Raw genomic sequence first — 26,136 nt, forward strand, 5'->3', positions numbered from 1 at the left:
ATATGACTGCTCCACTGCTTGCCCACGCTACTGACTATGGGCGGATGTACGCCCGGTCCACCACAGAGCAATTCTCCGTGCCTTCGATCACCACAGTGATCGGCCAACAGGCCCACACTCTGGACGGTTGGTTCAGCTACATGGGCGCCAGCAGCCTGGCCTCGGATCCGGAGCTTCCTGCAATTCTTGGAAGCCCCGCAAGGGTGCGGCAAGCCGTCAATAAGGCTTCCAAGGCAGCAGAGGTTTACCGGGACACGGCGGCTGCCCGTGGCGACCGTGTCCACACATATTGCGAGCAGGTTGCCTTGCGGGCCCTGGGGCGCCCGCACCGGATGCAGGAGTGCAGGGAAGACTTGGCAGCCAACGGCGAGCAGGCCTTTGCTGCCCGGTTCGATGAATGGTGGGAGCTGTACCGGGTCGAGCCCCTGGCGCCCGAGATCACTGTGTGGAACAACACGGTGGGCTACGCGGGAACCTTGGATCTGGTGGCGAAAATCAACGGGCGAATTTGCCTTATTGACTACAAGACCAAAGGCACCACGCGTGATGGAACCGTGAAAGCCCTCGATGACAAAGTGGTCATGCAACTCACGGCCGGGATGAAGGCAGAGGAGAGCCTGGTGGATCCCATCTCAGGTGAGTGGGAGCCCTGGAGGTACGGAGACAACCCCATGCTCCTCGCCGTTGCTATTGGAGAAACGGAGGTAAGGCCCATGCGCGCCAACCCCGAGATCCTCAAGCACCACTGGTGGAAGTTCTGCGCGCTTCGACGGGTATGGGAAATGTCGGCGGATGTCACTGCTGCCGGACGAGCGCTGCTTCCTGTGGGGCCGCCCGTGTTCGCTGCTGCCGGTTCCGCGCCGGTGAACAGCAGGGGAGCTGCTGCCTCAACGAACGCGATGGCCTCAACTAAACTGGCTTAGGCTCCGCAACACACGGACCTTGGGTTTGACGATCGTGAGGACAGGCAACGCATGGCAATTTTGAGTATCCGAATCATCGGGGATCCGGTGCTGCGCACCGTGGCTGACCCCGTCACCGACTTCGGTCCGGAGCTCGCCAAGCTGGTCGCCGACATGACAGAAACCATGGAGGATGTCGAAGGCGCAGGCCTCGCCGCTCCCCAGGTAGGGGTCAGCCAGCGGGTCTTTACGTACCGCATCGGGGGAGTGGAAGGCCACATCATCAATCCCGTTCTGGAAAACAGCGAGGATTTCCAACCCGATGAAGTAGAGGGCTGCCTCTCCATCCCCGGCCTGGGCTTTCCCGTGCGTCGCTACCGGGCCACCCGGGCAACAGGCGTGGACTTGAACGGCAAACCTGTCTCCATCGAAGCGGAAGGCATGCTGGCCCGTTGCTTCCAGCATGAAACTGATCACCTGGACGGCGTGCTGTACACCGACAGGCTGGAGGGCGAGGACCGGAAGGCGGCCCTGCGTGCCATCCGGAACGCCAATTACCACGCCATCACAGAACAAACCACGTCCAAGCGTGCCAACACGGTAGGGTCCAGCTTCGGCGGCGGCAGTTTTGGAGTTCCCGAGTGAGGGTGCTCTTTGCCGGCACCCCTGCCGTTGCGGTCCCGTCGTTGGACGCCCTGGTTAAGGCCGGGTTCGACGTCGTCGCCGTCCTGACCCGGCCGGACGCTCCCTTGGGGCGCAAGCGCGTCATGACGCCATCACCGGTGGCGGCGCGGGCCGAAGAGCTGGGCATCGAGATCATCCGGGCGGCCAAGGTCGACGCCAACACCACGGCACGCATTGCCGAATACGCGCCCGATGTGGCGGCCATCGTGGCCTACGGAGGAATAGTGCCCCGGGCAGCTTTGGATGTTCCCAAGCATGGCTGGGTCAACCTCCACTTTTCCCTGCTTCCGGCCTGGCGCGGGGCTGCTCCTGTCCAACGCTCGCTCATGGCAGGTGACGACATCACCGGAGCCGTGACGTTCCAACTGGAGGAAGGCCTGGATACGGGGCCGGTTTTCGGAACCCTGACTGAGGCCGTCGGTCCGGACGACACGGCCGGCGATCTGCTGGAGCGGCTCTCTTTCAGCGGGGCAGTGCTCCTGAGCCAGACCCTCTCGGCCATCGATGCCGGGCAAGTATCGCCGCAGCCCCAAACCGGGGAAGTCTCGCTCGCGCCGAAACTCTCCCTTGATGATGGACGCCTGGACTGGCAGAAGCCCGCTTTGGCCTTGAGCCGTCAGGCCCGTGGCGTCACCCCTGAGCCCGGTGCGTGGACAACTTTGGACGGGCAGCGGGTCAAGCTGGAATCCGTAGGGCTGAGGCCGGAAGTCAAGGACCTTGCACCGGGCGCAATCCGCGTGGATGGCAAGGTTGTCCTGGTGGGAACCGGTTCCCACGCAATTGAACTGGGCCGCATCCAGCCGGCCGGCAAGAAGATGATGTCGTCGGCTGATTGGGCCCGCGGCTTGGCAGCACCTGAGAGAGTGGTATTCGAATGAGCGAGTCCGGCCGCCGAGGCCCGAACAACAGCGGCAGCCGGGGCGGCGGCGGGAACGGCAATCAAGGGGAAGGCAACCGCGGGCAGGGTAACCGTGGGGCCGGGAGCGGAAGCCGCCGCAACGCCCAGGGCAGGGAGCGAAATCGGGGACCCCAGCGGGGTTTCACCAACAATGCCCCGTCTCAGCGGACCCGCCGGGCGGACCCCGCGCGTTTGGTCGCCTTTGAGGTACTCCGCGCTGTAGCTTCCGAGGACGCCTACGCCAACCTCGTCCTCCCCGCCCGGATCCGGGAGCACCGCTTGGACCGGCGCGATGCCGGGTTCGCCACCGAATTGAGCTACGGCGCTCTCCGTGGACAAGGCACCTACGACGCCATTCTGGCCCTCTGCGTGGACCGGCCCCTGAATCAATTGGATCCGGCGGTTCTCGACGCCCTCCGGATCGGTGCACACCAGCTTTTGTCGATGCGCGTTCCTGCGCATGCCGCCTTGGACCAGACTGTTGGTCTGGCAAGGGCAGTCATCGGAGCCGGCCCGTCAGCCCTCATTAACGCTGTACTCCGCAAGGTCACGGCCCACACCATGGAAGAGTGGCTGGACATCCTGCTGGAACAGGAAACGGATGAGACCAAAATCGCCGCCCTGCGCCATGCCCACCCGGAATGGATCGTTCGCGCACTGCGTCAATCACTGGTGAACCACGGACGTCCCAAGAGCGAGATCGATGCCCTGCTCGAGGCGGACAACGCCGCACCGGTGGTAAACCTTGTGGCCTTGCCTGGACTGGGCGAACTCGATGAGGCCTTCGACAACGGCGCGACCCCCGGTGAGCTGGTGGAAGGATCGGCACTCTCCGCCGGAGGCGACCTTGGCCGATTCGAATCGGTCCGCCGCGGCACTACCCGTGTCCAGGATGTCGGGTCACAGCTTGTGGCACGTGCGTTGGCCGGTGTTGATCTGGGAGAGAGTCCGGCACGGGGCGAGAAGTGGCTTGATCTCTGTGCCGGGCCGGGCGGCAAGGCAGCACTCCTGGCCGCCTTGGCTTACCGCCACGGCGCCACCCTCATGGCGAACGAGCCTGCACCACACCGGGCCAAGCTTGTTCAGCAGGCGCTCTCGGCTGTCCCGCAGGAGGCGTGGACCGTGCGGACTGGTGATGGGCGCGAGGTGGGCAACGAGAACCGCGAATCGTTCGACCGTGTCCTGGTAGATGTTCCCTGCAGTGGCCTGGGCGCCCTGCGCAGGCGGCCCGAGTCGCGGTGGCGCCGTTCACCCAAGGACATCGGAGACCTCGGCCCGCTCCAGCGCGAACTCCTGAATTCCGCGATTGACGCGGTCAAGCCCGGCGGTGTGGTGGCCTACGTAACGTGTTCGCCCCATCCGGCGGAGACCACAGCAGTGGTCAGCGACGTACTGGGCAAACGTGCGGACCTTGAATTGCTCGATTCCGGGCAGGCACTGGACCATGTGAGCCTGACAGGCAGCCTTGGCGCAGGGCATGAGCACACTGCCCAGTTGTGGCCGCACATCCACCAGACCGATGCCATGTTCATGGCAATTATCCGCAAAAAGCCATAGCGGCACGTTCCTGCCGCGGCGGGTCGACCCCGTTGCGGCCACCACGACCCACACCGACCCGAAGGGGCTGCCTTGTCTCAGTGCTGTATCAACCCGAGCATCCTGTCTGCGGACTTCGTCAACCTTGAGGCAGAGCTGCAGCGCATCAGCAATGCCGACGCCGTCCACGTGGATGTCATGGACAACCACTTCGTGCCCAACCTGACGCTCGGATTGCCGGTGGTGCAGCGGATTCAGGCGGTCAGCCCGGTTCCGCTGGATGCGCATCTGATGATTTCCGACGCCGACCGCTGGGCACCTGCCTACGCGGACGCCGGCGTCGCGTCCGTGACGTTCCACGCTGAAGCGGCGATGGCACCGGTCAAGCTGGCCCGCGAATTGCGCGCGCGGGGATCCAAGGCTGGTATGGCTTTGCGGCCGGCCACGCCGGTGGAGCCGTACCTGGACATGCTCAGCGAACTGGACATGCTCTTGATCATGACCGTTGAACCCGGCTTCGGCGGCCAATCCTTCCTCGACATCACCTTGCCCAAGATCCGGCGGGCCCGGGCGGCAGTTGAAGGCTCCGGCATTGGCGTGGCGATCCAGGTCGATGGGGGGATCACAGAGGAAACCATCGTCAGGGCGGCAGAAGCGGGCGCCAACGTCTTCGTAGCGGGCTCGGCGGTCTATGGCCACGAGGACCCGGCTGCGGCAATCGAGCGCCTGCGGGCTGCAGGACAAGCCGCCACAGCGGCAAAGGCCTGACGGCGTCCAGCCGATGTTACGAACATGGCCGGGAATAGCCTGGCCGTCCTCGTAGTTGTGGCACAATAACAACACACATACGTGCTCCGGGGTCGGTGTAAGTCCGAACCGGCGGTCATAGTCCGCGACCCGCGAGCCACTGATGTCCTGAGCGATCAGGACTCCAGTGGCAGACGGTTGAACCGGTGGAATTCCGGTACCGACAGTTAAAGTCTGGATGGGAGAAGCACGTACAGTCATGCCGTGGGCGATCCTTCAGCGACGCCCGGTATTGCGCTGTCGTACACCCCCGGAGTCATCGCGGCTTACAGGGAAGGAACGGCATGGACTTTCTGCGATGGCTCTTCGAAGCACAGATCCCCGTTGGAGGATCTGCCCTTGTCTTACGCGAAGTGCTTGGAAACATCTTTGGGTTGCTCAGCGCCCTCGGCGGAATGCGCCGGAAAGTCTGGGCTTGGCCGGTCGGCATCGTCGGCAACATTCTTTTGCTCACCGTGTTCCTCGGGAATGTGTTTGGTGCCGCTGCGCCCGCCACTCTTTGGGGGCAGGCCGGGCGGCAAGTAATGTTCATCGCCGTGGCCGTCTATGGCTGGTACCGCTGGCAGCAAGGCCGTCAAACGAGCACTCAGGGACGTGCGCTGGTCCCGGGATGGGCCTCCAATAAGGTGCGCCTGGCGTTGATCGGCGCCATGATAGCCGGGACCGCAGCCCTCACACCCCTGTTTGACTCTTTGGGTTCTTATCCGCCGGTCTGGGCCGACGCCTGGACCTTCATGGGCTCGCTCCTGGCGACCTACGGCATGGCGCGCGGTTGGACCGAATTCTGGCTGATCTGGGTCGCCGTGGACATCGTCGGAGTGCCATTGCTGTTCAGCGCCGGTTACTACGCCAGCGCTGTCATGTATCTTTTCTATGGATTCTTTACGCTGGCCGGGTTCTTTGTTTGGTGGCGGGCGGAAAAGCGTGAGCGCGGCGCCCTTCAAACTGCTCCCATTGCCGCAGGAGTTGCGCGATGACCCCGCACGGCGCCTTCGCACCGACTGAAAAGGCTGCGATTGATGCGGCGCTGGCGGCCGCGCTGGCAGGCCCCCGTGGAGCGAATCCGTTGGTCGGCGCTGTCATTCTCAGCCCGGAAGGCGAGCAATTGGCCGTGGGATACCATCGCGGTGCAGGAACTGCGCATGCCGAGGCTGACGCGATTTCAGAGGCCCGGCGCCAAGGCATCGACATCAAGGGCGCCACCATGGTGGTCACCCTTGAGCCCTGCAACCATGTGGGCCGTACGGGTCCTTGTGCCCAGGCAATCATTGCGGCCGGTATTGCGAAGGTCATTTACGCCGTCGACGATCCCCATGACCCGGCCGCCGGCGGTGCCAGAACCCTGCGCGCAGCGGGCATAGAGGTTACGTCAGGGCTCGGCCGCGAAGAATCACTGGACCTGAACCGGGAATGGTTCGACGCCGTTGCCGCCAAGCGCCCCTTCGTCACCTTGCACATAGCCCAGACCCTGGACAGCCGCATCGCTGCCGTCGACGGCACCAGCCAGTGGATCTCCAGCGCGGAGTCGTTGGACGACAACCACGGGTTGCGTCGCCTCATCGACGCCATCCTGGTGGGGACCGGAACAGTGCTTATCGACAATCCGAGGTTGACGGCCCGCACCCGCGACGGGAACCTTGCCCAGCGACAGCCCGTCAGGGCAGTCATGGGCCTGAGGGAGGTCCCGGAGGAGGCTGCGGTACGCGGGAACGACGGCCGTTTCCGGCATCTGCCCACACGGGATCCTGCCGAGGCGCTGGGCATGCTGTTCGACGAAGGTGTCCGTCACGTGATGGTCGAAGGGGGCTCGAGCATTTTGAGCACCTTCCTTGCTGCCGGTTTGGTGGACGAGCTGATCGTCTACCTTGCCCCGACCTTGCTGGGAGCGGGGACTCCGGCGCTCAATGACCTGGGCATCGGCACCCTCGCCGACGCCCAGCACTGGACGTGGGACGAGGCCAGCGGCGGCTCTGTCCGCACTCTGGGCAATGACCTTCGGCTGCATCTTCGCCCTGCAGAACGAACTGCCAATAAGACCAAGAATTCACTTCCGCAAACAGGTGTGGTCTCACACAGTGAAGCTGCGGAATATGTCACAGGAGGACATTGATGTTTACCGGAATCGTCGCAGAGCAAGGCACCGTCCTTGGCATCGAGCACGACGGCGACGCCAGCGCGACACTGCGCTTGAAGGCTCCCACCACCGTCGGCGACCTGCCTCTGGGTGGCTCCATCGCCGTGAACGGCGTGTGCCTCACGGCAACCAGCATCGACGGCCAGGATTTCAGTGTGGACGTCATGGGCGAAACTTTGGTCCGCACCACGATCGGGGAGCTGACGGCTGGAGACACCGTGAACCTTGAGCGCTGTGTTCCCGCCGGTGGTCGCTTGGATGGCCATGTCGTCCAGGGCCACGTGGATGGCGTTGGTGAACTGCTTGAACGCGAAGCGCTGGGCAACTGGGACCGACTGCGATTCGGCGTCCCGGCCCCGTTGGCACGCTACATCGCTGAGAAAGGTTCCATCGCCGTCGACGGTGTTTCGCTCACAGTGACCGCCGTCAGCGCGCCGTCCGAAGCGGCACCGTGGTTCGAAGTCGGCCTCATTCCCACCACTCTTGAGGAGACCGGGCTGGGGGCAAAATCCGTAGGCGGCCGGGTCAATCTGGAAGTGGATATCCTGGCGAAATACACCGAACGCCTTTTGTCGTTCGCCCCGCAGGGAGGCGCCCGATGAGCGCGACCACCAAGCCGGAGCCAACAGCGGCGCAGCGGCCCGGCCTTGATTCCGTGGAGTCGGCGATCGCCGCCATGGCGGCCGGGAAGGCCGTCATCGTGGTGGACAACGAGGACAGGGAAAACGAAGGCGACATCATTTTTGCCGCTGAGCATGCCACGCCGGCGCTGATGGGCTGGACTATCCGGTATTCGTCGGGTGTCATCTGCGTCCCTCTGGAAGGTAAGCGGGCTGATGCCCTGATCCTGCCTCCAATGGTGGAAATAAACCAAGATGCTAAGGGTACTGCCTATACTGTTTCCTGTGACGCTGCGATAGGAGTCAGTACGGGTATTTCCGCCACGGACCGGGCCTTGACGGCACGGATCCTGGCAGATCCCGGCAGCACTCCGGCGTCACTCACCCGTCCTGGGCATATATTTCCGCTGCGGGCCGTTAAGGGGGGAGTGCGAGAACGTCCGGGACACACGGAAGCTGCCGTGGACTTGTGTCGTCTGGCCGGGCTCGCCCCGGTGGGTGTAATCGCAGAGTTGGTACATGACGACGGTGAAATGATGCGCTTGGACAGCCTGCGCGGGTTTGCCGCTGAACATGGATGCCCCCTCATCTCCATTGAGGACCTGGTGTCATATGTTGAGGCGGTAGATTCCCGGGCGGCGCATCGGGTAGACGAGGAGTAGCGATGACCGCTTCGACAACACACAGCAGTGAGCACGCGGTCCCCGGGCCGCACCCGGTGAGCGGCGGACCGATCGTCCAGCTGCCAACGGCTTTCGGCGACTTCGTTGCGCAGGCGTGGACGGACCATGTCACGGGAGTTGAACACCTCGCTGTCAGCTCTCCGAACCCGCCCCGGGGTGGCCAGGCTCCATTGGTCCGCCTGCACTCGGAATGCCTCACAGGCGATGTGTTTGGTTCCTACCGCTGCGATTGCGGTGAACAGCTTGCTTTCGCACTGGAACTCATCCACAAAGAAGGCGGCACGCTTCTTTACCTGCGTGGGCAGGAAGGCCGGGGGATCGGGCTGGCCAACAAGATCAAGGCCTACGCCCTGCAGGAAGCCGGGTTCGATACCGTCGAGGCCAACGAGCAACTTGGCCTGCCCGTTGACGCGCGCTCTTACGATGCGGCCGGACAGATCCTCGCCGAGATGGGACTCCACGAAGTCCGTCTATTGAGCAACAACCCCGACAAGCAGCACCGCCTGGACAAAGCAGGGGTGACTGTTGTCGAGATGGTTCCCACTGAGGTGCCATCACGGGAACAGAACCTCCGGTACCTGCAGACCAAGAAGGACCGGATGGACCACCTGCTGACGCTCGACGTCGAGCCGGTCAGCAACGGCAAGAAAACAGCTTCACCCGAGACATACAACAGCAACCAAGACTGAACGGATCCACAGCACACCATGAGCGGACACGGCGCGCCCACCATCGACCTCACTACTCTCAACCCCGAGGAAACCTCGCAGCTCAAGCTCGCCATCGTGGCGGCAAGCTGGCACACCCAGATCATGGACGGCCTGGTTGACGGTGCCCTGCGTGCAGCCAAGGAAGCAGGCATCGCGGAACCTACACTGTTGCGGGTTCCTGGAAGCTTCGAGCTTCCGGTTGCCGCTGCCAGGCTGGCGCCGCACTTTGACGCCGTCGTGGCCCTGGGCGTCGTCATCCGCGGCGGGACCCCGCACTTCGACTACGTCTGCCAGGCCGCGACGTCGGGACTTACCGATGTCAGCGTCCGCACCGGCGTGCCGGTGGGCTTTGGCGTTCTCACCTGCGATACCGAACAGCAGGGCCTGGACCGGGCCGGCCTTCCCGGCTCACAGGAAGACAAGGGCCACGAGGCCGTCACGGCTGCCCTGGCCACCGCGGTGACGCTGAAGCACTTCAGCTGAGCGTGTACTACTTCGGCTAAGCGTGCACGAAGGGGATGCGGGTGTGTGTTCACTCACATCCCCTTCGTCATGCAACGCCCCAACGAGCGGCGGCGGCCCAGGAGCAAGTAGTCTGGAGGGCGTGAAGAATTTCGAGACGCTGTTCGCAGAACTGAGTGAGAAAGCAGCGACCCGCCCAGCAGGCTCGCGCACGGTAGCCGAGCTGGACTCCGGAATCCACGGCATCGGCAAGAAGGTGGTCGAAGAGGCCGCCGAAGTCTGGATGGCCGCGGAGTATGAAACGGACGAGGCTGCTGCAGAAGAAATCTCCCAGCTCCTGTACCACCTGCAGGTCCTCATGCTTGCCAAGGGCCTCAGCCTGGAAGACGTTTACAAGCATCTCTAGCCACGCCACTCCGCCTGCCCCAGGCGGAGCCAGCCGCGTGGCCGATGTGCCTAAAACCTCCATTCCAAACAGAAAGTCTCTCCAATGCTCCGTGTAGCAGTCCCGAACAAGGGATCCCTGTCCGAGGCCGCCTCGGCAATGCTGTCCGAGGCCGGATACCGCCAACGCCGCGATTCCCGCGAACTGGTGATGGTTGATCCGGACAACGACATTGAATTCTTCTTCCTCCGTCCCCGGGATATCGCCGTATATGTGGGACAGGGAACCCTGGACGTCGGTATCACGGGCAGGGACCTCCTGCTGGACGCAAAGGTCGAGGCCGAAGAGTTGCTTCCGCTTGGTTTTGCGCCCTCGACCTTCCGCTTCGCCGGCCCTGTTGGTGACTTCGCCGGCGTCGAGCAGCTTGAAGGCAAGCGCCTGGCCACCAGCTACGACGGCCTCCTGCGCGACTACCTGGCCGAGCGGGGCGTCAATGCCAAGGTTGTCCGGCTGGACGGTGCCGTCGAGTCCTCTGTCCGCCTCGGTGTTGCTGACGCCATTGCTGACGTGGTGGAAACCGGCAACACCCTCAAGGCCGCCGGCATGGAAATCTTCGGTGACCCCATCCTGAAGTCCGAGGCCGTGTTGATCCGGCGTTCGGGTTCCGGTGGTGCCGCCAATGGAACGGCCAAGGAAATCGACATCCTCATCCGCCGGCTCCAAGGCGTTCTGGTGGCGCGTCAGTACGTGCTGATGGACTACGACATCCGCAAGGACCTGGTAGAAGACGCCGCGGCACTGACCCCTGGCCTCGAGTCGCCCACGGTTTCTCCGCTGCGTGATTCCGAATGGGTCGCCGTGCGTTCCATGGTTCCCAAGAAGGAAACCAACCGCATCATGGATGAACTGTACGACCTCGGCGCCCGCGCCATCCTGGTCAGCAGCATCCACGCCTGCCGGATCTGACCCACGCACTGATCAAGTAGAGCCAGCAGAACTGAGGAGCAGCACATGGCTGTAGCCGTACGCGTCATCCCATGCCTGGACGTGGACGCGGGTCGCGTCGTCAAGGGCGTCAACTTTGAAGGCCTTCGCGACGCCGGGGACCCCGTGGAACTTGCCCACCGGTACGACAACGGCGGTGCAGATGAACTGACCTTCCTGGACGTTACGGCGTCATCGGGAAACCGTGAGACGACCTTCGACGTCGTTCGCCGCACCGCAGAGGAAGTGTTCATTCCTCTCACCGTGGGTGGTGGCGTCCGTGGCGTGGCCGAGGTGGACAAGCTCCTGCGCTTTGGTGCAGACAAGGCATCCATCAATACGGCCGCAGTTGCCCGGCCCGAGGTGATCGACGAGATCACCCGGCACTTCGGCTCCCAGGTGCTGGTGCTCTCTGTCGACGCGCGCCGGACCCGGGAAGGTGACGTTCCGACGTCGTCCGGTTTTGAAGTCACCACGCACGGTGGCCGGACCGGTACCGGAATCGACGCCATCGCCTGGGCCAAGGAAGCTGCCGACAGGGGAGTCGGGGAGATCCTGCTGAACTCCATTGACGCCGATGGCACCAAGGACGGCTTCGACCTTGAACTCATCCGCCTGGTCCGTGCGGCCGTCAATATCCCGATCATTGCCTCCGGCGGGGCGGGCGCTCCTGAGCACTTTCCGCCGGCCGTCCAGGCAGGTGCCGACGCCGTGCTTGCCGCGTCGGTGTTCCACTTTGGCCCTGACGACATGATCTCCCAGGTCAAAACCGCCATCCGTGAGGCCGGCTTCGAAGTCCGCTGATTCCCGCCGCAAACGTGCAACGCGGGGTCACTTATGGCCCATCCCGGAGGGATGGTAGGCCATAAGTGACCCCGCGTTGCTTGTTAGAGGCCGATGTCCGCTGACTGCAAAAGCGCGACGGCGTCCGGCTGGCCCTCGAAGGTGACCAAGGCCTGGTTGGTGCGGCCGTGGGCATGCATCAGCAATTCGCCCGGCTCGCCAACGATGGCTACGGAAACGGGAGCGCGCTTGGCAACATGCCGGGGTCCGGTGGGCCTGACCAAAACGATGCCAAGGTCCACGCCGCGGTACAGGAAAGCTGCGCGCTTGATGAGGTCATTCCAGAGGGCGTCCGAATATGCCTCGTCCAGTGCGCGGGGAGCCCACCGGTCGCCGGCACGACGGATGTCTTCGGTGTGCACGAAGAATTCGATGAGGTTTGAGGTCTCGTCCAGTGCTTTGATCTTCAGAGGAGAAAGGGCCGGTGGGCCGGAGCGGAACGTCTTGACGAGGTCTGCGTAGTCGTCCGTGGTCTTCAGTTGGGAGGCCAGCTTGGAGGTGGCTTTCTCTGACGCCTTGCCGAGGCGGGGGATCAGCAAGCCAACGCCGACAGCGAATTTCCGCTCCCGCAGATACAAGTGCGCGGCAAGGTCCCGTGTCCGCCACCCTTCGCAGAGCGTGGGGGAGTCAGGTCCGGCCGCCAGCAGGGTTTCGGCCAGTACTTCTCGGGAGGGATCGACGAAATGCATCACTTGTGAAACTAGCACGATCGGCGCGCACTTGCGCACTGGAACCGCCGCAGAATCGCCAGTCCCGGCAAAGGCACTAGACTTGATCTGATGTCAGAGCAGTCCGCCCCCAGCCCCTCTCCCGCCGTGGAGCTTTCCAGCGACCCCGCGGGTCCGTTGCCGCAGGAGATCGCCGATGCACTCAAGCGCGATTCCGCTGGCCTGGTTGCCGCCATTGTGCAGCAGCATGACACCAACGAGGTCCTCATGCTTGGGTGGATGGATGACGAGGCACTCCACCGCACAATGACCACAGGACGCGTCACGTTCTACTCTCGTTCCCGCCAGGAGTACTGGCGCAAGGGCGACACTTCCGGACATGTACAGTTCGTGAAGTCAGTCGCCCTGGACTGCGACGGCGACGCCCTCCTGATCCGCGTGGACCAGATCGGCGCAGCCTGCCACACCGGAACCCGGACCTGCTTTGACGGTCGCGACTTCACCGTCGTTACGGGCCACCGCGAATAAGGCACCCAGCACTTTCCACTGACGTACCACCTCAGACCAAAAGGCGGAGAACAATAGCCATGCAGGACCTTGGAATCATCAGCCCGGGCCTGGAAGAGTTCCGGGAACTCGCCGTCCACAGCCGTGTCATCCCTGTCCGGCTTAAAGTCCTGGCCGACGCCGAAACCCCTATCGGGCTCTATCGGAAACTGGCCAAGGGGCAACCGGGAACCTTTCTGTTGGAATCAGCGGCCGTCGGCGGGGCCTGGTCACGGTATTCCTTTATCGGTTCGAAGTCCCGCGCCACACTGACCACCAAGGACGGTCAGGCACATTGGATCGGCGAGCCTCCGGTGGGTGTACCCGTTTCCGGCAACCCGGTCGAAGCCGTCCGCGACACGATTTCCGCGCTGCAGACTGACCGCTTCGAGGGTCTGCCTCCTTTCACCTCCGGCCTGGTGGGCTTCCTTGGCTGGGAATCCGTGCGCCACTGGGAGCGTTTGACCTCCCCGCCCGAGGATGACCTGCACTTGCCGGAAATGGCGCTGAACCTGGTCACCGACATGGCCGTCCACGACAACGTCGACGGTACGGTCCTGTTGATTGCCAACGCCATCAACTTTGACGACAGCACCGAACGCGTGGACGAAGCCTGGCACGACGCTGTGGCCCGCGTGAATGGGCTCTTGGAGCAGATCAGCACGCCCGTACCGCAGCCTGTTTCCGTGCTGGATACGGCTGCGTTGGACTTCGCCTCCAGCGTGCAGGAACGCTGGGACGAAGCCAAGTATTTGGAAGCCATCGACCGCGGCAAGGAAGCGATCGTGGACGGCGAGGTCTTCCAGGTGGTGATCTCGCGACGCTTCGAGATGGAATGCGCCGCCGACCCCCTGGACGTTTACCGCGTGCTGCGCAACACCAACCCCAGCCCGTATATGTACCTCTTCAGCTTGGAGGACGCGGACGGCCGCGAGTACTCGATCGTGGGGTCTTCGCCCGAAGCTCTGGTGACGGTGACCGGTGACGAAGTCATCACCCACCCGATCGCCGGCTCGCGTCCTCGCGGCAAGACGGTCGAGGCGGACAAGGCCTTGGCGACGGAGCTGCTGGCGGACCAGAAGGAACGGGCCGAACACCTGATGCTGGTGGATCTCTCGCGCAACGACCTCTCCAAGGTGTGCGTGGCCGGAACTGTCGATGTCACGCAGTTCATGGAAGTGGAACGCTTCAGCCACATCATGCACCTGGTCTCCACGGTGGTGGGCGAGCTTGCTCCCCACGCCAAGGCTTACGACGTCCTGAAGGCTACCTTCCCCGCGGGCACGTTGTCCGGCGCCCCCAAGCCCCGCGCTCTCCGGCTCCTGGACGAGTTGGAGCCCCACCGCCGGGGTATCTATGGCGGGGTGGTGGGCTACCTGGACTTCGCAGGCGACATGGACATGGCCATCGCCATTCGTTCAGCCCTGCTCCGCGAAGGCCGTGCCTATGTTCAGGCTGGTGGCGGAATTGTGGCGGATTCGCACAAGCCCTCTGAAGCCTTGGAGACGGTGAACAAGGCCGCTGCGCCGCTGCGCGCCGTGCACACCGCGGGCTCCCTGCAGAACATTGCGGTAGATGCCGGTCGGGACGAACTGCCCGACGGCGGGACGCCCGCCCCGTGAGCACCGACGCATCCGCACTTCCCGCACAGCGCTCGCCCCGCTGGGCCCGCAAGTCGACCGTGGTCCTCGCGGCCGTCATGCTTGCCTTGGCTGTTTTCGGAACAACCACGCAGACCTGGATCGAGGTGCAGCTGGATCCCGCAGGGGTGTCCAACAGCAACCTTCATGTACCCGGCAACAAGGCTGCAACCGCCGTCACCGCCCTGGCGCTGGTGGCGCTGGCCGGTGGCCTGGCCGCGTCCATCGCAGGCAGGGTGGCGCGGTGGATCATTGCTGTGATTATTGCCTTGTCAGCCGCCGGGATCATCCTTGCTGCCGCCACGGTTCTGGCAGATCCACTCGGTGCCGCCCAAGGTTCCATTGCTGCGGCGACGGGTGTCGCCGGTGGGCAGGCGGGGGTAGCAGCCACGGCCTTCCCGGTGGTGGCCATAGCTGCCGGCGCGCTGCTGGCTGTGTGCGCCGTGGTGTTGCCGTTGGCTGGGCGCTACTGGAAGACCCGGACCAAGTACGACGCCGGTTCCGCCGGCAAGCAGGACGGCGAACCGGTGGACGAGATCGACAGTTGGGACAGCTTGTCGCGGGGCGAGGACCCCACGTAGACGCACGAGTGCAAAGTTTCGGTGCGACGTTGCGCCAGCGTTGCCCGCGCGTGACGACGATGTCCCCGGCCGCCGTCAATAAATGGCAGAATGTAAGCAGTATTCATCCTGAGGAGATTTCACATGAGCAAAACCACAGTGTCCGCAAACCAAGCTGATTCCACGATGGCCAGCCACGCTGACGCCATCGGTCACGGAAACAGCCCGGCTGCCTGGACCTGCGTGATTGTCATGCTGGTTGGCGCCTTGATTTCCTCCATTGCGTTCGTCATCGCCAGCACCCCGATTTTCGTTGGCGGCCTGGTTGTCATGGTTATCGGCCTCATCGTTGGCCTGGTAATGCGCAAGGCGGGCTACGGAGTGGGCGGCAGCAAGCTGCAGAACAACGGCCACTAATCGTGACCGTTCTTGATGACATCATCGTTGGCGTCAAGGAGGACCTCGAGGCGCGCCGTGCCCTTGTGTCCCTCGAGGAGCTGAAGGAGCGCGCCGCCGCTGCTGCGCCTGCGCGTGATGCCTGGGCAGCCCTGGGCGGGTCTTCCTCCGATCACAGCGAGCTCAAGGTCATCGCCGAAATCAAGCGTCGGAGCCCTTCCAAGGGTGATCTCGCCTCCATCGCCGATCCCGCATCGCTGGCAGTGCAGTACGCGGACGGCGGGGCTTCCGTCATCAGCGTGCTTACCGAACAGCGCCGTTTCGGCGGCTCGCTGGCGGACCTTGATGCCGTACGTGCCGCCGTCGAAACGCCGTTGCTCCGCAAGGATTTCACGGTTGATGAGTACCAGATCTGGGAAGCCCGCGCCCATGGCGCGGACCTCATCCTGCTCATTGTCGCCGCTTTGACCGATGAAGAGCTTGTCCGGTTCAGCACCTTGAGCCACGAGCTCGGCATGAATGTCCTGGTGGAAACGCACACCGAGGAAGAGATTGAGCGGGCTGTCGCAGCGAAGGCCAGGATTATCGGCATCAACGTGCGTAACCTGAAAACGCTCGACGTCGACCGTTCGGTTTTCGGTTCGCTGGCCGGCTTGATTCCGGCTGGGGCTGTCGTGGTCGCCGAATCGGGGGTCAGGGGTGCCGATGACGTCGCGCATTACGCCAAAGGTGGCGCCAACGCCATCCTGGTCGGTGAAGCGCTGGTCAGCGATTCCACCCCGCGCGAGCGAATTAGCGAATTCAAGGCAGCGGGAGCTGCCGCCATCGCCGTCAGGAACTGAGGCAGTTACTGAATCACGGCGAGCAGTCATAAGGCAGCCCGGGCTCATGCCCGTGGCTGCCTTGTGGCACGTGGAACTACCCAAAGAACTAAGTGGAACAGGACGGTGAGACTGATGGTCGACGCGCCAACAGCCGGCTCAGAAGAGAATGCCGCAGACGCATTCCTGCAAGGTGGCCCTTCGCTGCGCAACGCATCGGGGCCCTACTTCGGAAGCTACGGCGGACGCTGGATGCCCGAGTCACTCATCGCCGCGTTGGACGAAGTGCAGGACACCTTCGAAAAAGCCAAGGCTGACCCTGATTTCATCGCCGAGCTGAAGGACCTCAACAAGAACTACTCCGGCAGGCCGTCTTTGCTGACGGAGGCCAAGCGCTTCTCCGCGCACGCCGGGGGCGCACGGATCTTCCTCAAGCGCGAAGACCTCAACCACACCGGCTCGCACAAGATCAACAACGTCCTGGGACAGGCACTGCTGGCCAAGCGGATGGGCAAGACCCGCGTCATCGCAGAAACCGGTGCCGGGCAGCACGGTGTAGCCAGCGCCACGGCAGCGGCCCTGCTGGGGCTCGAGTGCGTGGTTTACATGGGCGCCGAGGATTGTCGCCGTCAGGCCTTGAACGTCGCCAGGATGCAGTTGCTGGGCGCCACCGTTGTTCCTGTCACCAACGGCTCCCAGACACTTAAGGACGCCATCAACGACGCCCTCCGCGACTGGGTCTCCAACGTGGAGAACACCCACTACCTTCTGGGCACTGCTGCCGGAGCCCACCCGTTCCCGGCCATGGTCCGCTACTTCCACGAAGTCATTGGCGAAGAAGCCCGGAGCCAGATCCTCGAGCAGACCGGAAAGCTTCCGGATGCCATTTGCGCCTGCATCGGCGGCGGATCCAACGCGATTGGCCTGTTCCATGCGTTCCTGGACGACGCTTCGGTGAAGATCTACGGCTTTGAAGCCGGTGGTGAGGGCGTGGAAACCGGAAGGCACGCAGCAGCCATCTCCCTGGGGCGCCCCGGGGTGCTCCACGGTGCGCGTTCGTACCTCATGCAGGACGAAGACGGACAGACCATTGAGTCCCACTCGATTTCCGCAGGCCTGGACTACCCCAGCGTGGGTCCCGAACACTCCTACCTCGCGGACATCGGACGCGTCAGTTACGAGGCCGTCACCGACACCGAAGCCATGGATGCGTTCAGCCTCCTGTGCCGGACGGAAGGCATCATCCCCGCCATCGAGTCCTCGCACGCCCTGGCCGGTGCCATCAAGATTGGCCACCGCCTAACTGTTGGCAAGGACAACCCTTCCGACGTCACGGTAATCGTGAATCTGTCCGGTCGTGGCGACAAGGACGTGGAAACCGCCGCAGCTTGGTTCAACATGTTGGATGAAGAGGGGCACGTCAAGGGCACCACCCTCTCCACCCGTAAGCCCAAGGGGCCGTCCGACCGTGTGTCCGGGACTGCTGCGGATGAAAACGAGGACCAGAACTGATGAACGCCCAAACCGCCAGCAAGTCCGCTGCCGCCATCGACAAGGCCCGCGCCGAAGGCCGCGCCGCCCTGGTGGGCTACCTGCCTGCCGGGTACCCGACGGTCAAGGAAAGCATCGAAGCAGGCATTGCCTTGGCCCGCAACGGTGCCGACCTCATTGAAATCGGCATCCCTTACTCCGACCCCGTCATGGACGGTCCTGTCATCCAGGCAGCCACAACTGAAGCCATTTCCAACGGGTTCCGCGTTGCAGATGTCTTTGACGTGGTGGCGGGCATCACGGCAGTCACGGATGCTGCCGTGCTGGTGATGACGTACTGGAACCCCGTCATGCGCATGGGCGTGGACGAGTTCTCCCGTCGCCTGGCAGAAGCCGGGGGAGCGGGGCTCATCACCCCTGACCTCGTTCCTGACGAAGCCGCTGAATGGTTCGAAGCTTCCGACAAGTACGGACTGGACCGCGTGTTCCTCGTGGCTCCCTCGTCCACCCCCGAGCGGCTCGACATGACCGTCAAGGCAAGCCGCGGGTTCGTCTATGCCGTGTCCATCATGGGTGTTACCGGCACACGGACTTCGGTCAGCAGCGCCGCAGAGGAAGTGGTGGCACGCGCCCACGCGGCCGGCGCCGATCGGGTATGTGTAGGCCTGGGTGTCTCCAATCCGGACCACGTCCGTGAGATCGCTGCCTACGCCGATGGAGTCATCGTGGGCACTGCCCTGGTGGCGGCCCTCCGCGACGGCGGCGTGGACGCCGTCGGGCAACTCACCAAGAACCTCAGCGCCGGCCTGGGCCGTGCCGCTGCAGAAGCCTAGGAAAAGGAAACAGCGAAGCGCATGCAGACCGTCCTCCACGCAGCGGCAATGGTCCCACTGAGTATTCCGAGCCCCTCGTGGTCCGGTTTCGACATTCCGTTGCCGTGGGGGACTTTGCGCATCCACGCCTACGCCCTCTGCATTCTGGCGGGAATCATCGTCGGCTTGTGGCTGACCTCGGCGCGATGGAAGCAGCGCGGTGCGCCTGAGGGCAGCCTATGGGACATTGCCATCTGGGCCATCCCGTTCGGCATCATTGGCGGGCGTCTGTATCACGTGTTTTCTTCCCCTGATGCCTACTTTGGTCCCGGCTTTGACGGCACGGGCGACCTCTCGCTGATCCCTCAGATCCAGCGCGGCGGTCTGGGCATCTGGGGCGCCGTGGTCCTTGGTGTGGTGGGTGCCTGGATCGGCTGCCGCCGGGCCGGTGTTAAGTTGACCGCCTTCCTGGACGCGGCCGCTCCCGGCCTGCTCCTGGCCCAGGCCATCGGACGGCTGGGGAACTGGTTCAATCAGGAACTCTTCGGCGCACCCACAACCTTGCCGTGGGGCCTCGAGATCGACCCGTCCAACGCAAACTTTCCACCGGGCATGGCGGCGGACACCCTGTTCCACCCGACGTTCCTCTACGAAATGCTCTGGAACCTTGCCGGCGTAGCCATCCTGTTGCTGCTGGACAAGAAGTTCAGGTTCCGTCGGGGCCGGCTGTTCTGGCTGTACGCCATGTACTACACGCTGGGCCGTGTCTGGATCGAGGCACTGCGTATTGACGACGCCGAGCAGATCACCCTCTTTGGAATCACCACCCGTCTCAACGTGTGGACCAGCATCTTCGTCTTCGTAGCGGCTCTGGTCATCTTCCTGGTACTGGGCCGACGTGGTCGGCCGGTGCCGGATACCCCTTATTTGGCGGGGCGGGAGCCGGAAAAGGACCCTTCCGGAGAGCCCGCAGCGGTGACGAGCGTCACCAGTCATGATGTGGACGCATCTGTCTCAGATAGTGGTTCACGTGATAATCTCCCTGATAACCACAGTGATCCGGACAACGTTGACGGGCCGCGGGACGCATCAGAGAAGACCGTTCAAGACACCACGTCTGCCACGGACACATCAGCTGCTGCCACCGCCGCACGGAAAGCACCCGGATCCTCGCCTAGGGCAGACGACACCAAGTAGTCGCCGTAGGTAAAGGGGCAACAGAGTCACCGCTCGTAGGGCCCAGTCCACAGCGTCGTGGCACCCCGGAAACCGGATCGCAGCATACCGATGTTCACTGGTCAAGCCGGGGCCAGAGGTCTGCGTAACTGTTAGTTGCGTTGGATCGGCTGGCCTACAATTCCAATAACTAGCGCTTTGTTGTGCCCGTCACAGGGCAGGCAAGGTGGGGCCAACGTTGTCCCTTCCATACGCACGATCTCGAGGAAGGACGTCTCCCATGACCCATCTTCATAACCCCGGTTGGTCCGAAAATATCGAACCGCAGGGTGCCATGTCTCCGTTCAAGCGCTTCGCCGCGCTCCCGGAGGCCCAGGGTCTTTACAACCCTGATAAGGAGAAGGACGCCTGCGGCCTGGCCATTATTGCCACGCTCCGCGGGGAACCGGGATACGACATCGTGGAGGCGGCACTGACCGCCCTCCGCAATCTCGAACACCGCGGCGCCGTAGGCGCCGACGAAGGAACCGGCGACGGCGCGGGCCTGCTCATGCAGGTCCCCGACGAGTTTTTCCGGGCCGTCACCGAATTCGAACTGCCCGCACCCGGCCAGTACGTCGTGGGTACCGCATTCCTGCCTGCTGAAGCCCGGGAAGCTGCCACGGCGAAGGCCGGCATCGAAGCACTGGCTGCTGATGAGGGCCTGACGGTCCTTGGCTGGCGTGAGGTTCCCGTAGTGGCGGACCTCGTTGGTGCCATGGCGCGTGCGTGTATGCCCTACTTCTCGCAGCCGTTCTTCGCTGCTGCCAACGGCGAGCAGCTTGAGCACAACGAACTTGACTCCCGTGCCTGGCGGATCCGCAAGCGCGCCCAGAACAAGTTCGGCGTCTACTTCCCGTCGCTGTCCTCCCGCACCATCGTGTACAAGGGCATGCTGACGACGGCCCAGCTGGAGCCGTTCTACCCGGACCTTTCGGACAAGCGCTTCAAGACCAAGCTCGCCATTGTCCACTCGCGCTTCTCCACCAACACGTTCCCCTCCTGGCCGCTGGCCCAGCCGTTCCGCACCATCGCGCACAACGGCGAAATCAACACGGTCAAGGGCAACCGCAACTGGATGCGTGCACGCCAGTCACAGCTGGCAAGCCCCCTTCTGGGTGACACCCCGGAAGAGCTGTACCCCATCTGCACCCCGGGTGCCTCTGACTCGGCTTCCTTCGACGAGGTTGCCGAGCTCCTGTGGCTCTCTGGACGCCCCATCACGCACTCCATCATGATGATGATCCCGGAGGCATGGGAGAACCACGCCACCATGGATCCGGCCCGCCGTGCCTTCTACGAGTACCACTCCCTCCTTATGGAGCCCTGGGACGGTCCTGCAGCTGTGTCCTTCACCGACGGCAGCCTTGTCGGCGCCACGCTGGACCGCAACGGCCTGCGCCCGGGACGCTACTGGATCACTGAAGACGGCCTGATCATCTTTGCCTCCGAGGTAGGCGTGATCGAGGTTGAGCCCTCCAACGTGGTCAAGAAGGGCCGCGTTGCCCCCGGCAAGATGTTCCTGGTGGACACCGAAGCCGGCCGCATCATTGACGACGCCGAGGTAAAGGCCGAGGTCGCGGCAGCCAACCCGTGGGCCGAATGGCTCAAGGACAACCTGATCGACATCAACGAGCTTCCCGAGCGTGAGCACGTGCTCCACACGGCAGCTTCGGTGAACATCCGCCAGCGGACCTTCGGCTACACCACGGAAGAGTTGAAGATCCTGCTTGGACCGATGGCCCGTACCGGTGCCGAGCCGCTGGGTGCCATGGGTTCGGACACTCCGGTCGCCGTGCTCTCAAAGCGCCCGCGGTTGCTGTTCGACTACTTCGTGCAGTCCTTCGCCCAGGTCACCAACCCGCCGCTGGATGCCATCCGTGAAGAGCTGGTCACTTCCCTGAAGTGCGCCATTGGCCCCAACGGCAACCTGTTGGATGGCAAGCAAGTCCGCCAGCCGCAGATCTCGTTGCCGTTCCCTGTGATCAACAACGACCAGCTCGCCAAGATCGCGAACATCGAAAGCCCCGACGGCGACCGCATCGCCATGAAGGTCCGCGGCCTTTACCGCCCCGAGGGCGGAGAAGCGGCGCTGCGCGCCCGCCTGACGGAGATCTGCGAGCAGGTTTCCGGTGCGATCAACCGTGGTGTGCAGTACGTTGTGCTGTCCGACCGTGACTCCAATGCCCAGTGGGCACCGATTCCCTCGCTCCTGCTGGTCAGCGCTGTTCACCACCACCTTCTTCGCAGTGCCAACCGCACCAAGACTGCGTTGGTGGTCGAAGCCGGCGACGTCCGCGAGACGCACCATGTTGCCGTGCTCATCGGCTACGGCGCTTCGGCGGTCAACCCGTACCTGGCCATGGAATCGGTGGAACAGCTGATCTCCAACGGCGATGTCACGGGAGTGACTGCTGAAGACGGCGTCTACAACCTCATCAAGGGCCTGGGCAAGGGTGTCCTGAAGATCATGTCCAAGATGGGCATCTCCACGGTGGCTTCCTACACGGGTGCCCAGACGTTCGAGGCTCTGGGCCTGTCCCAGGAACTCGTGGATGAATTCTTCTCCGGCACGCACTCCCAGCTTGGTGGCGTCGGCCTCGACGTCATCGCCGCGGAAGTCTCTGCCCGTCACCAGATGGCGTACCCCGAGGGTGGCATCGAGCACCCGCACCAGCCGCTGCTCGGCGGCGGTGAGTACCAGTGGCGCCGCGACGGCGAACCACACCTCTTCAACCCGGAGACGGTGTTCCGTTTGCAGCACGCGACCCGCGAACGCCGTTACGACATCTTCAAGGCCTACACCAAGGGCGTTGATGACCAGTCCGAGAACCTGATGACCCTGCGTGGGCTCCTCAAGTTCAAGGACGGCGTCCGCCCGGCTGTTCCGCTGGAAGAGGTCGAACCCGTATCCAGCATCGTGAAGCGTTTCTCCACCGGAGCCATGAGCTACGGCTCCATCTCCAAGGAAGCGCACGAAACCCTTGCCATCGCCATGAACCGTTTGGGCGCCAAGTCCAACACCGGCGAAGGCGGCGAGGACGTTGACCGCCTTCTGGATCCCGAGCGCCGCTCTGCCATCAAGCAGATCGCTTCCGGCCGCTTTGGCGTCACGAGCCTCTACCTCACCAATGCTGACGACATCCAGATCAAGATGGCACAGGGCGCCAAGCCCGGTGAAGGTGGCCAGTTGATGGCGCAGAAGGTCTACCCTTGGGTGGCCCGGACCCGTCACTCGACTCCCGGCGTCGGTCTGATTTCCCCGCCCCCGCACCACGACATCTACTCGATCGAAGACCTCGCGCAGCTCATCTACGATGCCAAGCGCGCCAACCCTTCGGCCCGGGTGCACGTGAAGCTGGTTTCGGAAGTCGGGATCGGCACTGTGGCCTCCGGCGTGACGAAGGCGAAGGCCGACGTCGTGCTTGTGTCAGGTCACGACGGCGGAACCGGCGCCTCGCCGCTGAACTCGCTGAAGCACGCGGGTGTGCCTTGGGAGCTCGGCCTGGCCGAAACCCAGCAGACCCTCATGCTCAACGGCCTGCGTGACCGCGTTGTGGTCCAGGTGGACGGCCAGCTCAAGACGGGCCGTGACGTGGTCATTGCCGCCCTGCTCGGTGGCGAAGAGTTTGGGTTCGCAACCGCTCCGCTGGTGGTCGAAGGCTGCATCATGATGCGCGTCTGCCACCTGGACACCTGCCCGGTTGGCGTGGCCACGCAGAACCCCGAGCTCCGTGCCCGGTTCTCCGGCAAGCCCGAATTCGTGGTCAACTTCTTCGAGTTCCTCGCAGAGGAAGTCCGCGAAATCCTCGCCGAGCTCGGTTTCCGCAGCATCGAAGAGGCTATCGGCCATGCCGAGGTGCTAGACACGCGGGAAGCCATCAACCACTGGAAGGCCGAAGGCCTGGACCTCGATCCCATCCTGCACGGGCTGGAATTCGACGACGACGTGCCGCTGCGCAACATGACCGGCCAGAACCACGAGCTGGACAAGCACTTCGACCAGCGGCTGATCACCATGGCGCAGGAGGCGCTCAGCGACCGCATGCCTGTCAAGATCACCCTGGACGTCATCAACACGGACCGTTCCGTGGGCACGATGTTGGGCCACGTGGTGACCAAGACCTTCGGTACGGATGTACTGGCAACGGACACGATCGATGTGACCCTGAACGGCACCGCCGGCCAGTCCTTGGGCGCGTTCCTGCCTGCGGGCATCACGCTTCGCATGTTCGGTGACTCCAACGACTACGTGGGCAAGGGCTTGTCCGGTGGGCGCATCATCGTCCGTCCGGACCGTACCAATGTGTTCCAAGCGGAACGCAACGTCATTGCCGGCAACGTCATCGGTTACGGTGCCACCAGCGGCGAGATGTTCCTGCGTGGCCAGGTTGGCGAACGCTTCCTGGTCCGCAACTCCGGTGCGACCGCCGTCGTCGAGGGCATTGGCGACCACGGTTGTGAGTACATGACCGGCGGCCAGACGCTGATCATCGGCCGTACGGGCCGCAACTTCGGCGCCGGCATGTCCGGGGGCACCGCCTATGTTCTGGACCTGCAGCCTGAGCGCGTCAACAAGCTCGCCCTCGATTCCGGCGAACTCCAGCTCCTGGAGCTCGACGCTGAGGACCGCGACATCGTCCACGGCCTCCTCACCAAGCACGTCGAGGAAACCGAATCCGTCCTGGCCGGCCGTCTGCTCGAAAACTTCGACGACACCGCCGCCCGCATCACCAAGGTACTGCCGCGCGACTACGCCGCAGTCCTGCAAACCCGTCTCGACGCCATCGAAGAGGGCCTTGACCCCGATGGCGAAGAAGTATGGTCTCGAATCCTGGAGGTAACCGGTGGCTGATCCACGCGGATTTCTGAAAGTCCGGCAGCGCGAAACGCAGCCACGCCGTCCCGTTCCCGTCCGCATCATGGACTGGAAGGAAGTGTACGAAGCACAGGAAAAGGGTGTTCTGAAGAGTCAGGCCGGCCGCTGCATGGACTGTGGCGTTCCGTTCTGCCACCAAGGCTGTCCGCTGGGCAACCTCATTCCTGAGTGGAATGACCTCGTATGGCGGGACAAGGGTGAAGAAGCGATCGAACGTCTTCACGCGACGAACAACTTTCCTGAGTGGACCGGCCGCCTGTGCCCGGCCCCCTGTGAAGCATCGTGTGTGTTGGGCATCAACCAGCCTGCTGTGACCATCAAGCAGGTTGAGGTCTCCATCATCGACCAGGCGTTCGACAACGACTGGGTCCAGCCCCTTCCGCCGACGCGCCTCACCGGCAAGACGGTTGCCGTGGTTGGTTCCGGTCCCGCCGGCCTGGCCGTCGCGCAGCAGCTGACCCGCGTCGGGCACACCGTTGCGGTCTACGAGCGTGATGACAAGATCGGTGGCCTGCTCCGGTACGGCATTCCCGACTTCAAAATGGAGAAGGAACAGGTTGACCGCCGCCTCGAGCAGATGAAGGCCGAAGGCACCCGTTTCCGGACCGGCGTCGCCGTGGGAACCGATGTCACCTGGGAGCAGCTCCGCCGTCGTTACGACGCCGTTGTTGTCGCCACCGGGGCTACCGTCCCGCGCGACCTGCCGATCCCTGGCCGCGATCTTGACGGCGTGCACTTCGCCATGGATTACCTGGTCCCGGCGAACCGCGTAGTAGCGGGGGAGACCCCGGAGAACCACATCGACGCCCGCGGCAAGCACGTTGTCATCCTCGGTGGTGGCGATACCGGTGCTGACTGCATCGGAACCGCCCACCGTCACCAGGCAGCATCGGTGACGACGCTTGCGATCGGCAAGCAGCCGCCGTCGGAACGTGCCGCGCACCAGCCGTGGCCGACCTTCCCCACCTTGTTCGAGATGGCCAGTGCCCACGAAGAAGGCGGCGAACGCACGTACCTTGCGTCCACCGTCGAGTTCGTGGGGGAGAACGGCAAGCTCACGGGCGTCAAGGTTGCTGAAACAGAGTTTGTAGATGGCAAGCGCCTGCCCAAGGCAGGTACGGAGCGGATTATTCCGGCTGACCTGGTGTTCCTGAGCCTCGGCTTTACCGGCGCTGAGCCGGCAGGGATCACGGAACAGGTCAGTGCGGAATTCGACGGTCGGGGCAACGTGGCCCGCGACGGCTACTACATGACAAACACTGAGGGAGTGTTTGTCGCCGGCGATGCCGGACGTGGCCAGTCTCTGATTGTGTGGGCCATTGCGGAAGGCCGTGCATGTGCGGCCGCAGTGGACAAGTTCCTGATGGGAAGCACCATTCTCCCGGCACCGGTCGCCCCCACCGACCGGGCAATAGCGGTCTTATAGCGCCGGCAGGAACTGATCTTTTACTCAATCAGCA

General features: G+C 63.6%; 25 protein-coding genes and 1 riboswitch. Of the genes, 24 read left to right on the forward strand and 1 reads right to left on the reverse strand.

Features of this window, described 5'->3' with window-relative positions; all coding sequences use genetic code 11:
- The first annotated feature begins 2 nt into the window (after nucleotides 1-2).
- The 14 genes from ACFVSI_RS00590 (at nucleotide 3) to hisF (ending at nucleotide 11,609) form a co-directional block, all read left to right on the forward strand.
- Nucleotides 3-923, forward strand: a complete 921-nt coding sequence (locus tag ACFVSI_RS00590; RefSeq protein WP_387819032.1) for a cytochrome — start codon at nucleotides 3-5, stop codon at nucleotides 921-923.
- A gap of 51 nt (nucleotides 924-974) precedes the next feature.
- Complete coding sequence (gene def / locus ACFVSI_RS00595; protein WP_387819033.1) at nucleotides 975-1,547, forward strand: peptide deformylase; 573 nt, start codon at nucleotides 975-977, stop codon at nucleotides 1,545-1,547.
- Nucleotides 1,544-2,464 (forward strand): methionyl-tRNA formyltransferase, encoded by a 921-nt coding sequence (fmt, locus tag ACFVSI_RS00600; protein ID WP_387819034.1) that lies wholly within the window; start codon nucleotides 1,544-1,546, stop codon nucleotides 2,462-2,464. The genes def and fmt overlap by 4 nt, the downstream gene beginning before the upstream one ends.
- A complete protein-coding gene (locus tag ACFVSI_RS00605) occupies nucleotides 2,461-4,041 on the forward strand; it encodes an RsmB/NOP family class I SAM-dependent RNA methyltransferase (RefSeq protein ID WP_387819035.1) in 1,581 nt (526 codons plus the stop codon). Before fmt ends, ACFVSI_RS00605 begins: the two co-directional genes overlap by 4 nt.
- 72 nt (nucleotides 4,042-4,113) lie before the next feature.
- Nucleotides 4,114-4,788, forward strand: coding sequence for a ribulose-phosphate 3-epimerase (rpe, locus tag ACFVSI_RS00610; protein ID WP_387819036.1), 675 nt, complete (start codon nucleotides 4,114-4,116; stop codon nucleotides 4,786-4,788).
- 77 nt (nucleotides 4,789-4,865) lie between these two features.
- Nucleotides 4,866-5,022, forward strand: a riboswitch (FMN riboswitch).
- Between the two features lie 89 nt (nucleotides 5,023-5,111).
- Nucleotides 5,112-5,804: a nicotinamide riboside transporter PnuC gene (gene pnuC / locus ACFVSI_RS00615; RefSeq protein ID WP_387819037.1), complete on the forward strand. Its 693-nt coding sequence runs from the start codon at nucleotides 5,112-5,114 to the stop codon at nucleotides 5,802-5,804.
- A complete protein-coding gene (gene ribD / locus ACFVSI_RS00620; protein WP_387819038.1) occupies nucleotides 5,801-6,937 on the forward strand; it encodes a bifunctional diaminohydroxyphosphoribosylaminopyrimidine deaminase/5-amino-6-(5-phosphoribosylamino)uracil reductase RibD in 1,137 nt (378 codons plus the stop codon). The genes pnuC and ribD overlap by 4 nt, the downstream gene beginning before the upstream one ends.
- Nucleotides 6,937-7,563 carry a riboflavin synthase gene (locus ACFVSI_RS00625; RefSeq protein WP_387819039.1) on the forward strand — a complete coding sequence of 209 codons (627 nt, stop codon included), beginning with the start codon at nucleotides 6,937-6,939 and terminating at the stop codon, nucleotides 7,561-7,563. The genes ribD and ACFVSI_RS00625 overlap by 1 nt, the downstream gene beginning before the upstream one ends.
- On the forward strand, nucleotides 7,560-8,243 hold the full coding sequence (gene ribB, locus ACFVSI_RS00630) for a 3,4-dihydroxy-2-butanone-4-phosphate synthase (protein ID WP_387819040.1): 684 nt from the start codon (nucleotides 7,560-7,562) through the stop codon (nucleotides 8,241-8,243). The genes ACFVSI_RS00625 and ribB overlap by 4 nt, the downstream gene beginning before the upstream one ends.
- 2 nt (nucleotides 8,244-8,245) lie before the next feature.
- Nucleotides 8,246-8,953: a GTP cyclohydrolase II gene (ribA, locus tag ACFVSI_RS00635; protein WP_387819041.1), complete on the forward strand. Its 708-nt coding sequence runs from the start codon at nucleotides 8,246-8,248 to the stop codon at nucleotides 8,951-8,953.
- A gap of 18 nt (nucleotides 8,954-8,971) precedes the next feature.
- Nucleotides 8,972-9,457: a 6,7-dimethyl-8-ribityllumazine synthase gene (ribH, locus tag ACFVSI_RS00640; RefSeq protein ID WP_144658589.1), complete on the forward strand. Its 486-nt coding sequence runs from the start codon at nucleotides 8,972-8,974 to the stop codon at nucleotides 9,455-9,457.
- Between the two features lie 121 nt (nucleotides 9,458-9,578).
- Complete coding sequence (locus ACFVSI_RS00645) at nucleotides 9,579-9,842, forward strand: phosphoribosyl-ATP diphosphatase (protein ID WP_090825350.1); 264 nt, start codon at nucleotides 9,579-9,581, stop codon at nucleotides 9,840-9,842.
- Between the two features lie 84 nt (nucleotides 9,843-9,926).
- Nucleotides 9,927-10,787 (forward strand): ATP phosphoribosyltransferase, encoded by an 861-nt coding sequence (gene hisG / locus ACFVSI_RS00650; protein WP_274258216.1) that lies wholly within the window; start codon nucleotides 9,927-9,929, stop codon nucleotides 10,785-10,787.
- 45 nt (nucleotides 10,788-10,832) lie between these two features.
- Nucleotides 10,833-11,609, forward strand: coding sequence for an imidazole glycerol phosphate synthase subunit HisF (gene hisF, locus ACFVSI_RS00655; RefSeq protein WP_144658591.1), 777 nt, complete (start codon nucleotides 10,833-10,835; stop codon nucleotides 11,607-11,609).
- Nucleotides 11,610-11,692: 83 nt separating this feature from the next.
- Here hisF and ACFVSI_RS00660 read toward each other — a convergent pair whose 3' ends face one another.
- Complete coding sequence (locus ACFVSI_RS00660; RefSeq protein ID WP_306840602.1) at nucleotides 11,693-12,337, reverse strand: TIGR03085 family metal-binding protein; 645 nt, start codon at nucleotides 12,335-12,337, stop codon at nucleotides 11,693-11,695.
- Between the two features lie 90 nt (nucleotides 12,338-12,427).
- Here ACFVSI_RS00660 and hisI point away from each other — a divergent pair, with 90 nt between their 5' ends.
- The 10 genes from hisI (at nucleotide 12,428) to ACFVSI_RS00710 (ending at nucleotide 26,102) form a co-directional block, all read left to right on the forward strand.
- Nucleotides 12,428-12,844, forward strand: a complete 417-nt coding sequence (hisI, locus tag ACFVSI_RS00665) for a phosphoribosyl-AMP cyclohydrolase (RefSeq protein WP_387819042.1) — start codon at nucleotides 12,428-12,430, stop codon at nucleotides 12,842-12,844.
- Between the two features lie 59 nt (nucleotides 12,845-12,903).
- Nucleotides 12,904-14,484 carry an anthranilate synthase component I gene (locus ACFVSI_RS00670; protein ID WP_387819043.1) on the forward strand — a complete coding sequence of 527 codons (1,581 nt, stop codon included), beginning with the start codon at nucleotides 12,904-12,906 and terminating at the stop codon, nucleotides 14,482-14,484.
- Complete coding sequence (locus ACFVSI_RS00675; protein WP_387819044.1) at nucleotides 14,481-15,083, forward strand: Trp biosynthesis-associated membrane protein; 603 nt, start codon at nucleotides 14,481-14,483, stop codon at nucleotides 15,081-15,083. Before ACFVSI_RS00670 ends, ACFVSI_RS00675 begins: the two co-directional genes overlap by 4 nt.
- 123 nt (nucleotides 15,084-15,206) lie before the next feature.
- On the forward strand, nucleotides 15,207-15,479 hold the full coding sequence (locus ACFVSI_RS00680) for an HGxxPAAW family protein (RefSeq protein WP_144658596.1): 273 nt from the start codon (nucleotides 15,207-15,209) through the stop codon (nucleotides 15,477-15,479).
- 2 nt (nucleotides 15,480-15,481) lie between these two features.
- Nucleotides 15,482-16,300, forward strand: coding sequence for an indole-3-glycerol phosphate synthase TrpC (trpC, locus tag ACFVSI_RS00685; protein WP_387819045.1), 819 nt, complete (start codon nucleotides 15,482-15,484; stop codon nucleotides 16,298-16,300).
- 114 nt (nucleotides 16,301-16,414) lie between these two features.
- Nucleotides 16,415-17,791, forward strand: coding sequence for a tryptophan synthase subunit beta (gene trpB, locus ACFVSI_RS00690; RefSeq protein WP_387819046.1), 1,377 nt, complete (start codon nucleotides 16,415-16,417; stop codon nucleotides 17,789-17,791).
- Nucleotides 17,791-18,603 carry a tryptophan synthase subunit alpha gene (gene trpA / locus ACFVSI_RS00695; RefSeq protein WP_387819047.1) on the forward strand — a complete coding sequence of 271 codons (813 nt, stop codon included), beginning with the start codon at nucleotides 17,791-17,793 and terminating at the stop codon, nucleotides 18,601-18,603. Before trpB ends, trpA begins: the two co-directional genes overlap by 1 nt.
- Before the next feature lie 21 nt (nucleotides 18,604-18,624).
- A complete protein-coding gene (gene lgt, locus ACFVSI_RS00700; RefSeq protein WP_387819048.1) occupies nucleotides 18,625-19,779 on the forward strand; it encodes a prolipoprotein diacylglyceryl transferase in 1,155 nt (384 codons plus the stop codon).
- A 259-nt stretch (nucleotides 19,780-20,038) separates the two neighbouring features.
- A complete protein-coding gene (gene gltB / locus ACFVSI_RS00705; protein WP_387819049.1) occupies nucleotides 20,039-24,652 on the forward strand; it encodes a glutamate synthase large subunit in 4,614 nt (1,537 codons plus the stop codon).
- Complete coding sequence (locus ACFVSI_RS00710; protein ID WP_387819050.1) at nucleotides 24,645-26,102, forward strand: glutamate synthase subunit beta; 1,458 nt, start codon at nucleotides 24,645-24,647, stop codon at nucleotides 26,100-26,102. The genes gltB and ACFVSI_RS00710 overlap by 8 nt, the downstream gene beginning before the upstream one ends.
- The last annotated feature ends 34 nt before the right edge of the window (nucleotides 26,103-26,136 follow it).

It is taken from the genome of Paenarthrobacter sp. NPDC057981, assembly GCF_042886835.1.
Lineage (GTDB): Bacteria > Actinomycetota > Actinomycetes > Actinomycetales > Micrococcaceae > Arthrobacter.

What these genes read in the sequence shown, in the direction of transcription:
- ACFVSI_RS00590 (WP_387819032.1), top strand. Translation starts at nt 3, where the DNA reads ATGACTGCTCCACTGCTTGCCCACGCTACTGACTATGGGCGGATGTAC.
- def (WP_387819033.1), top strand. Translation starts at nt 975, where the DNA reads ATGGCAATTTTGAGTATCCGAATCATCGGGGATCCGGTGCTGCGCACC.
- ACFVSI_RS00605 (WP_387819035.1), top strand. Translation starts at nt 2,461, where the DNA reads ATGAGCGAGTCCGGCCGCCGAGGCCCGAACAACAGCGGCAGCCGGGGC.
- pnuC (WP_387819037.1), top strand. Translation starts at nt 5,112, where the DNA reads ATGGACTTTCTGCGATGGCTCTTCGAAGCACAGATCCCCGTTGGAGGA.
- ribD (WP_387819038.1), top strand. Translation starts at nt 5,801, where the DNA reads ATGACCCCGCACGGCGCCTTCGCACCGACTGAAAAGGCTGCGATTGAT.
- ACFVSI_RS00625 (WP_387819039.1), top strand. Translation starts at nt 6,937, where the DNA reads ATGTTTACCGGAATCGTCGCAGAGCAAGGCACCGTCCTTGGCATCGAG.
- ribB (WP_387819040.1), top strand. Translation starts at nt 7,560, where the DNA reads ATGAGCGCGACCACCAAGCCGGAGCCAACAGCGGCGCAGCGGCCCGGC.
- ribA (WP_387819041.1), top strand. Translation starts at nt 8,246, where the DNA reads ATGACCGCTTCGACAACACACAGCAGTGAGCACGCGGTCCCCGGGCCG.
- ribH (WP_144658589.1), top strand. Translation starts at nt 8,972, where the DNA reads ATGAGCGGACACGGCGCGCCCACCATCGACCTCACTACTCTCAACCCC.
- hisG (WP_274258216.1), top strand. Translation starts at nt 9,927, where the DNA reads ATGCTCCGTGTAGCAGTCCCGAACAAGGGATCCCTGTCCGAGGCCGCC.
- hisF (WP_144658591.1), top strand. Translation starts at nt 10,833, where the DNA reads ATGGCTGTAGCCGTACGCGTCATCCCATGCCTGGACGTGGACGCGGGT.
- ACFVSI_RS00660 (WP_306840602.1), bottom strand. Translation starts at nt 12,337, where the DNA reads ATGCATTTCGTCGATCCCTCCCGAGAAGTACTGGCCGAAACCCTGCTG.
- hisI (WP_387819042.1), top strand. Translation starts at nt 12,428, where the DNA reads ATGTCAGAGCAGTCCGCCCCCAGCCCCTCTCCCGCCGTGGAGCTTTCC.
- ACFVSI_RS00670 (WP_387819043.1), top strand. Translation starts at nt 12,904, where the DNA reads ATGCAGGACCTTGGAATCATCAGCCCGGGCCTGGAAGAGTTCCGGGAA.
- ACFVSI_RS00680 (WP_144658596.1), top strand. Translation starts at nt 15,207, where the DNA reads ATGAGCAAAACCACAGTGTCCGCAAACCAAGCTGATTCCACGATGGCC.
- trpB (WP_387819046.1), top strand. Translation starts at nt 16,415, where the DNA reads ATGGTCGACGCGCCAACAGCCGGCTCAGAAGAGAATGCCGCAGACGCA.
- trpA (WP_387819047.1), top strand. Translation starts at nt 17,791, where the DNA reads ATGAACGCCCAAACCGCCAGCAAGTCCGCTGCCGCCATCGACAAGGCC.
- lgt (WP_387819048.1), top strand. Translation starts at nt 18,625, where the DNA reads ATGCAGACCGTCCTCCACGCAGCGGCAATGGTCCCACTGAGTATTCCG.
- gltB (WP_387819049.1), top strand. Translation starts at nt 20,039, where the DNA reads ATGACCCATCTTCATAACCCCGGTTGGTCCGAAAATATCGAACCGCAG.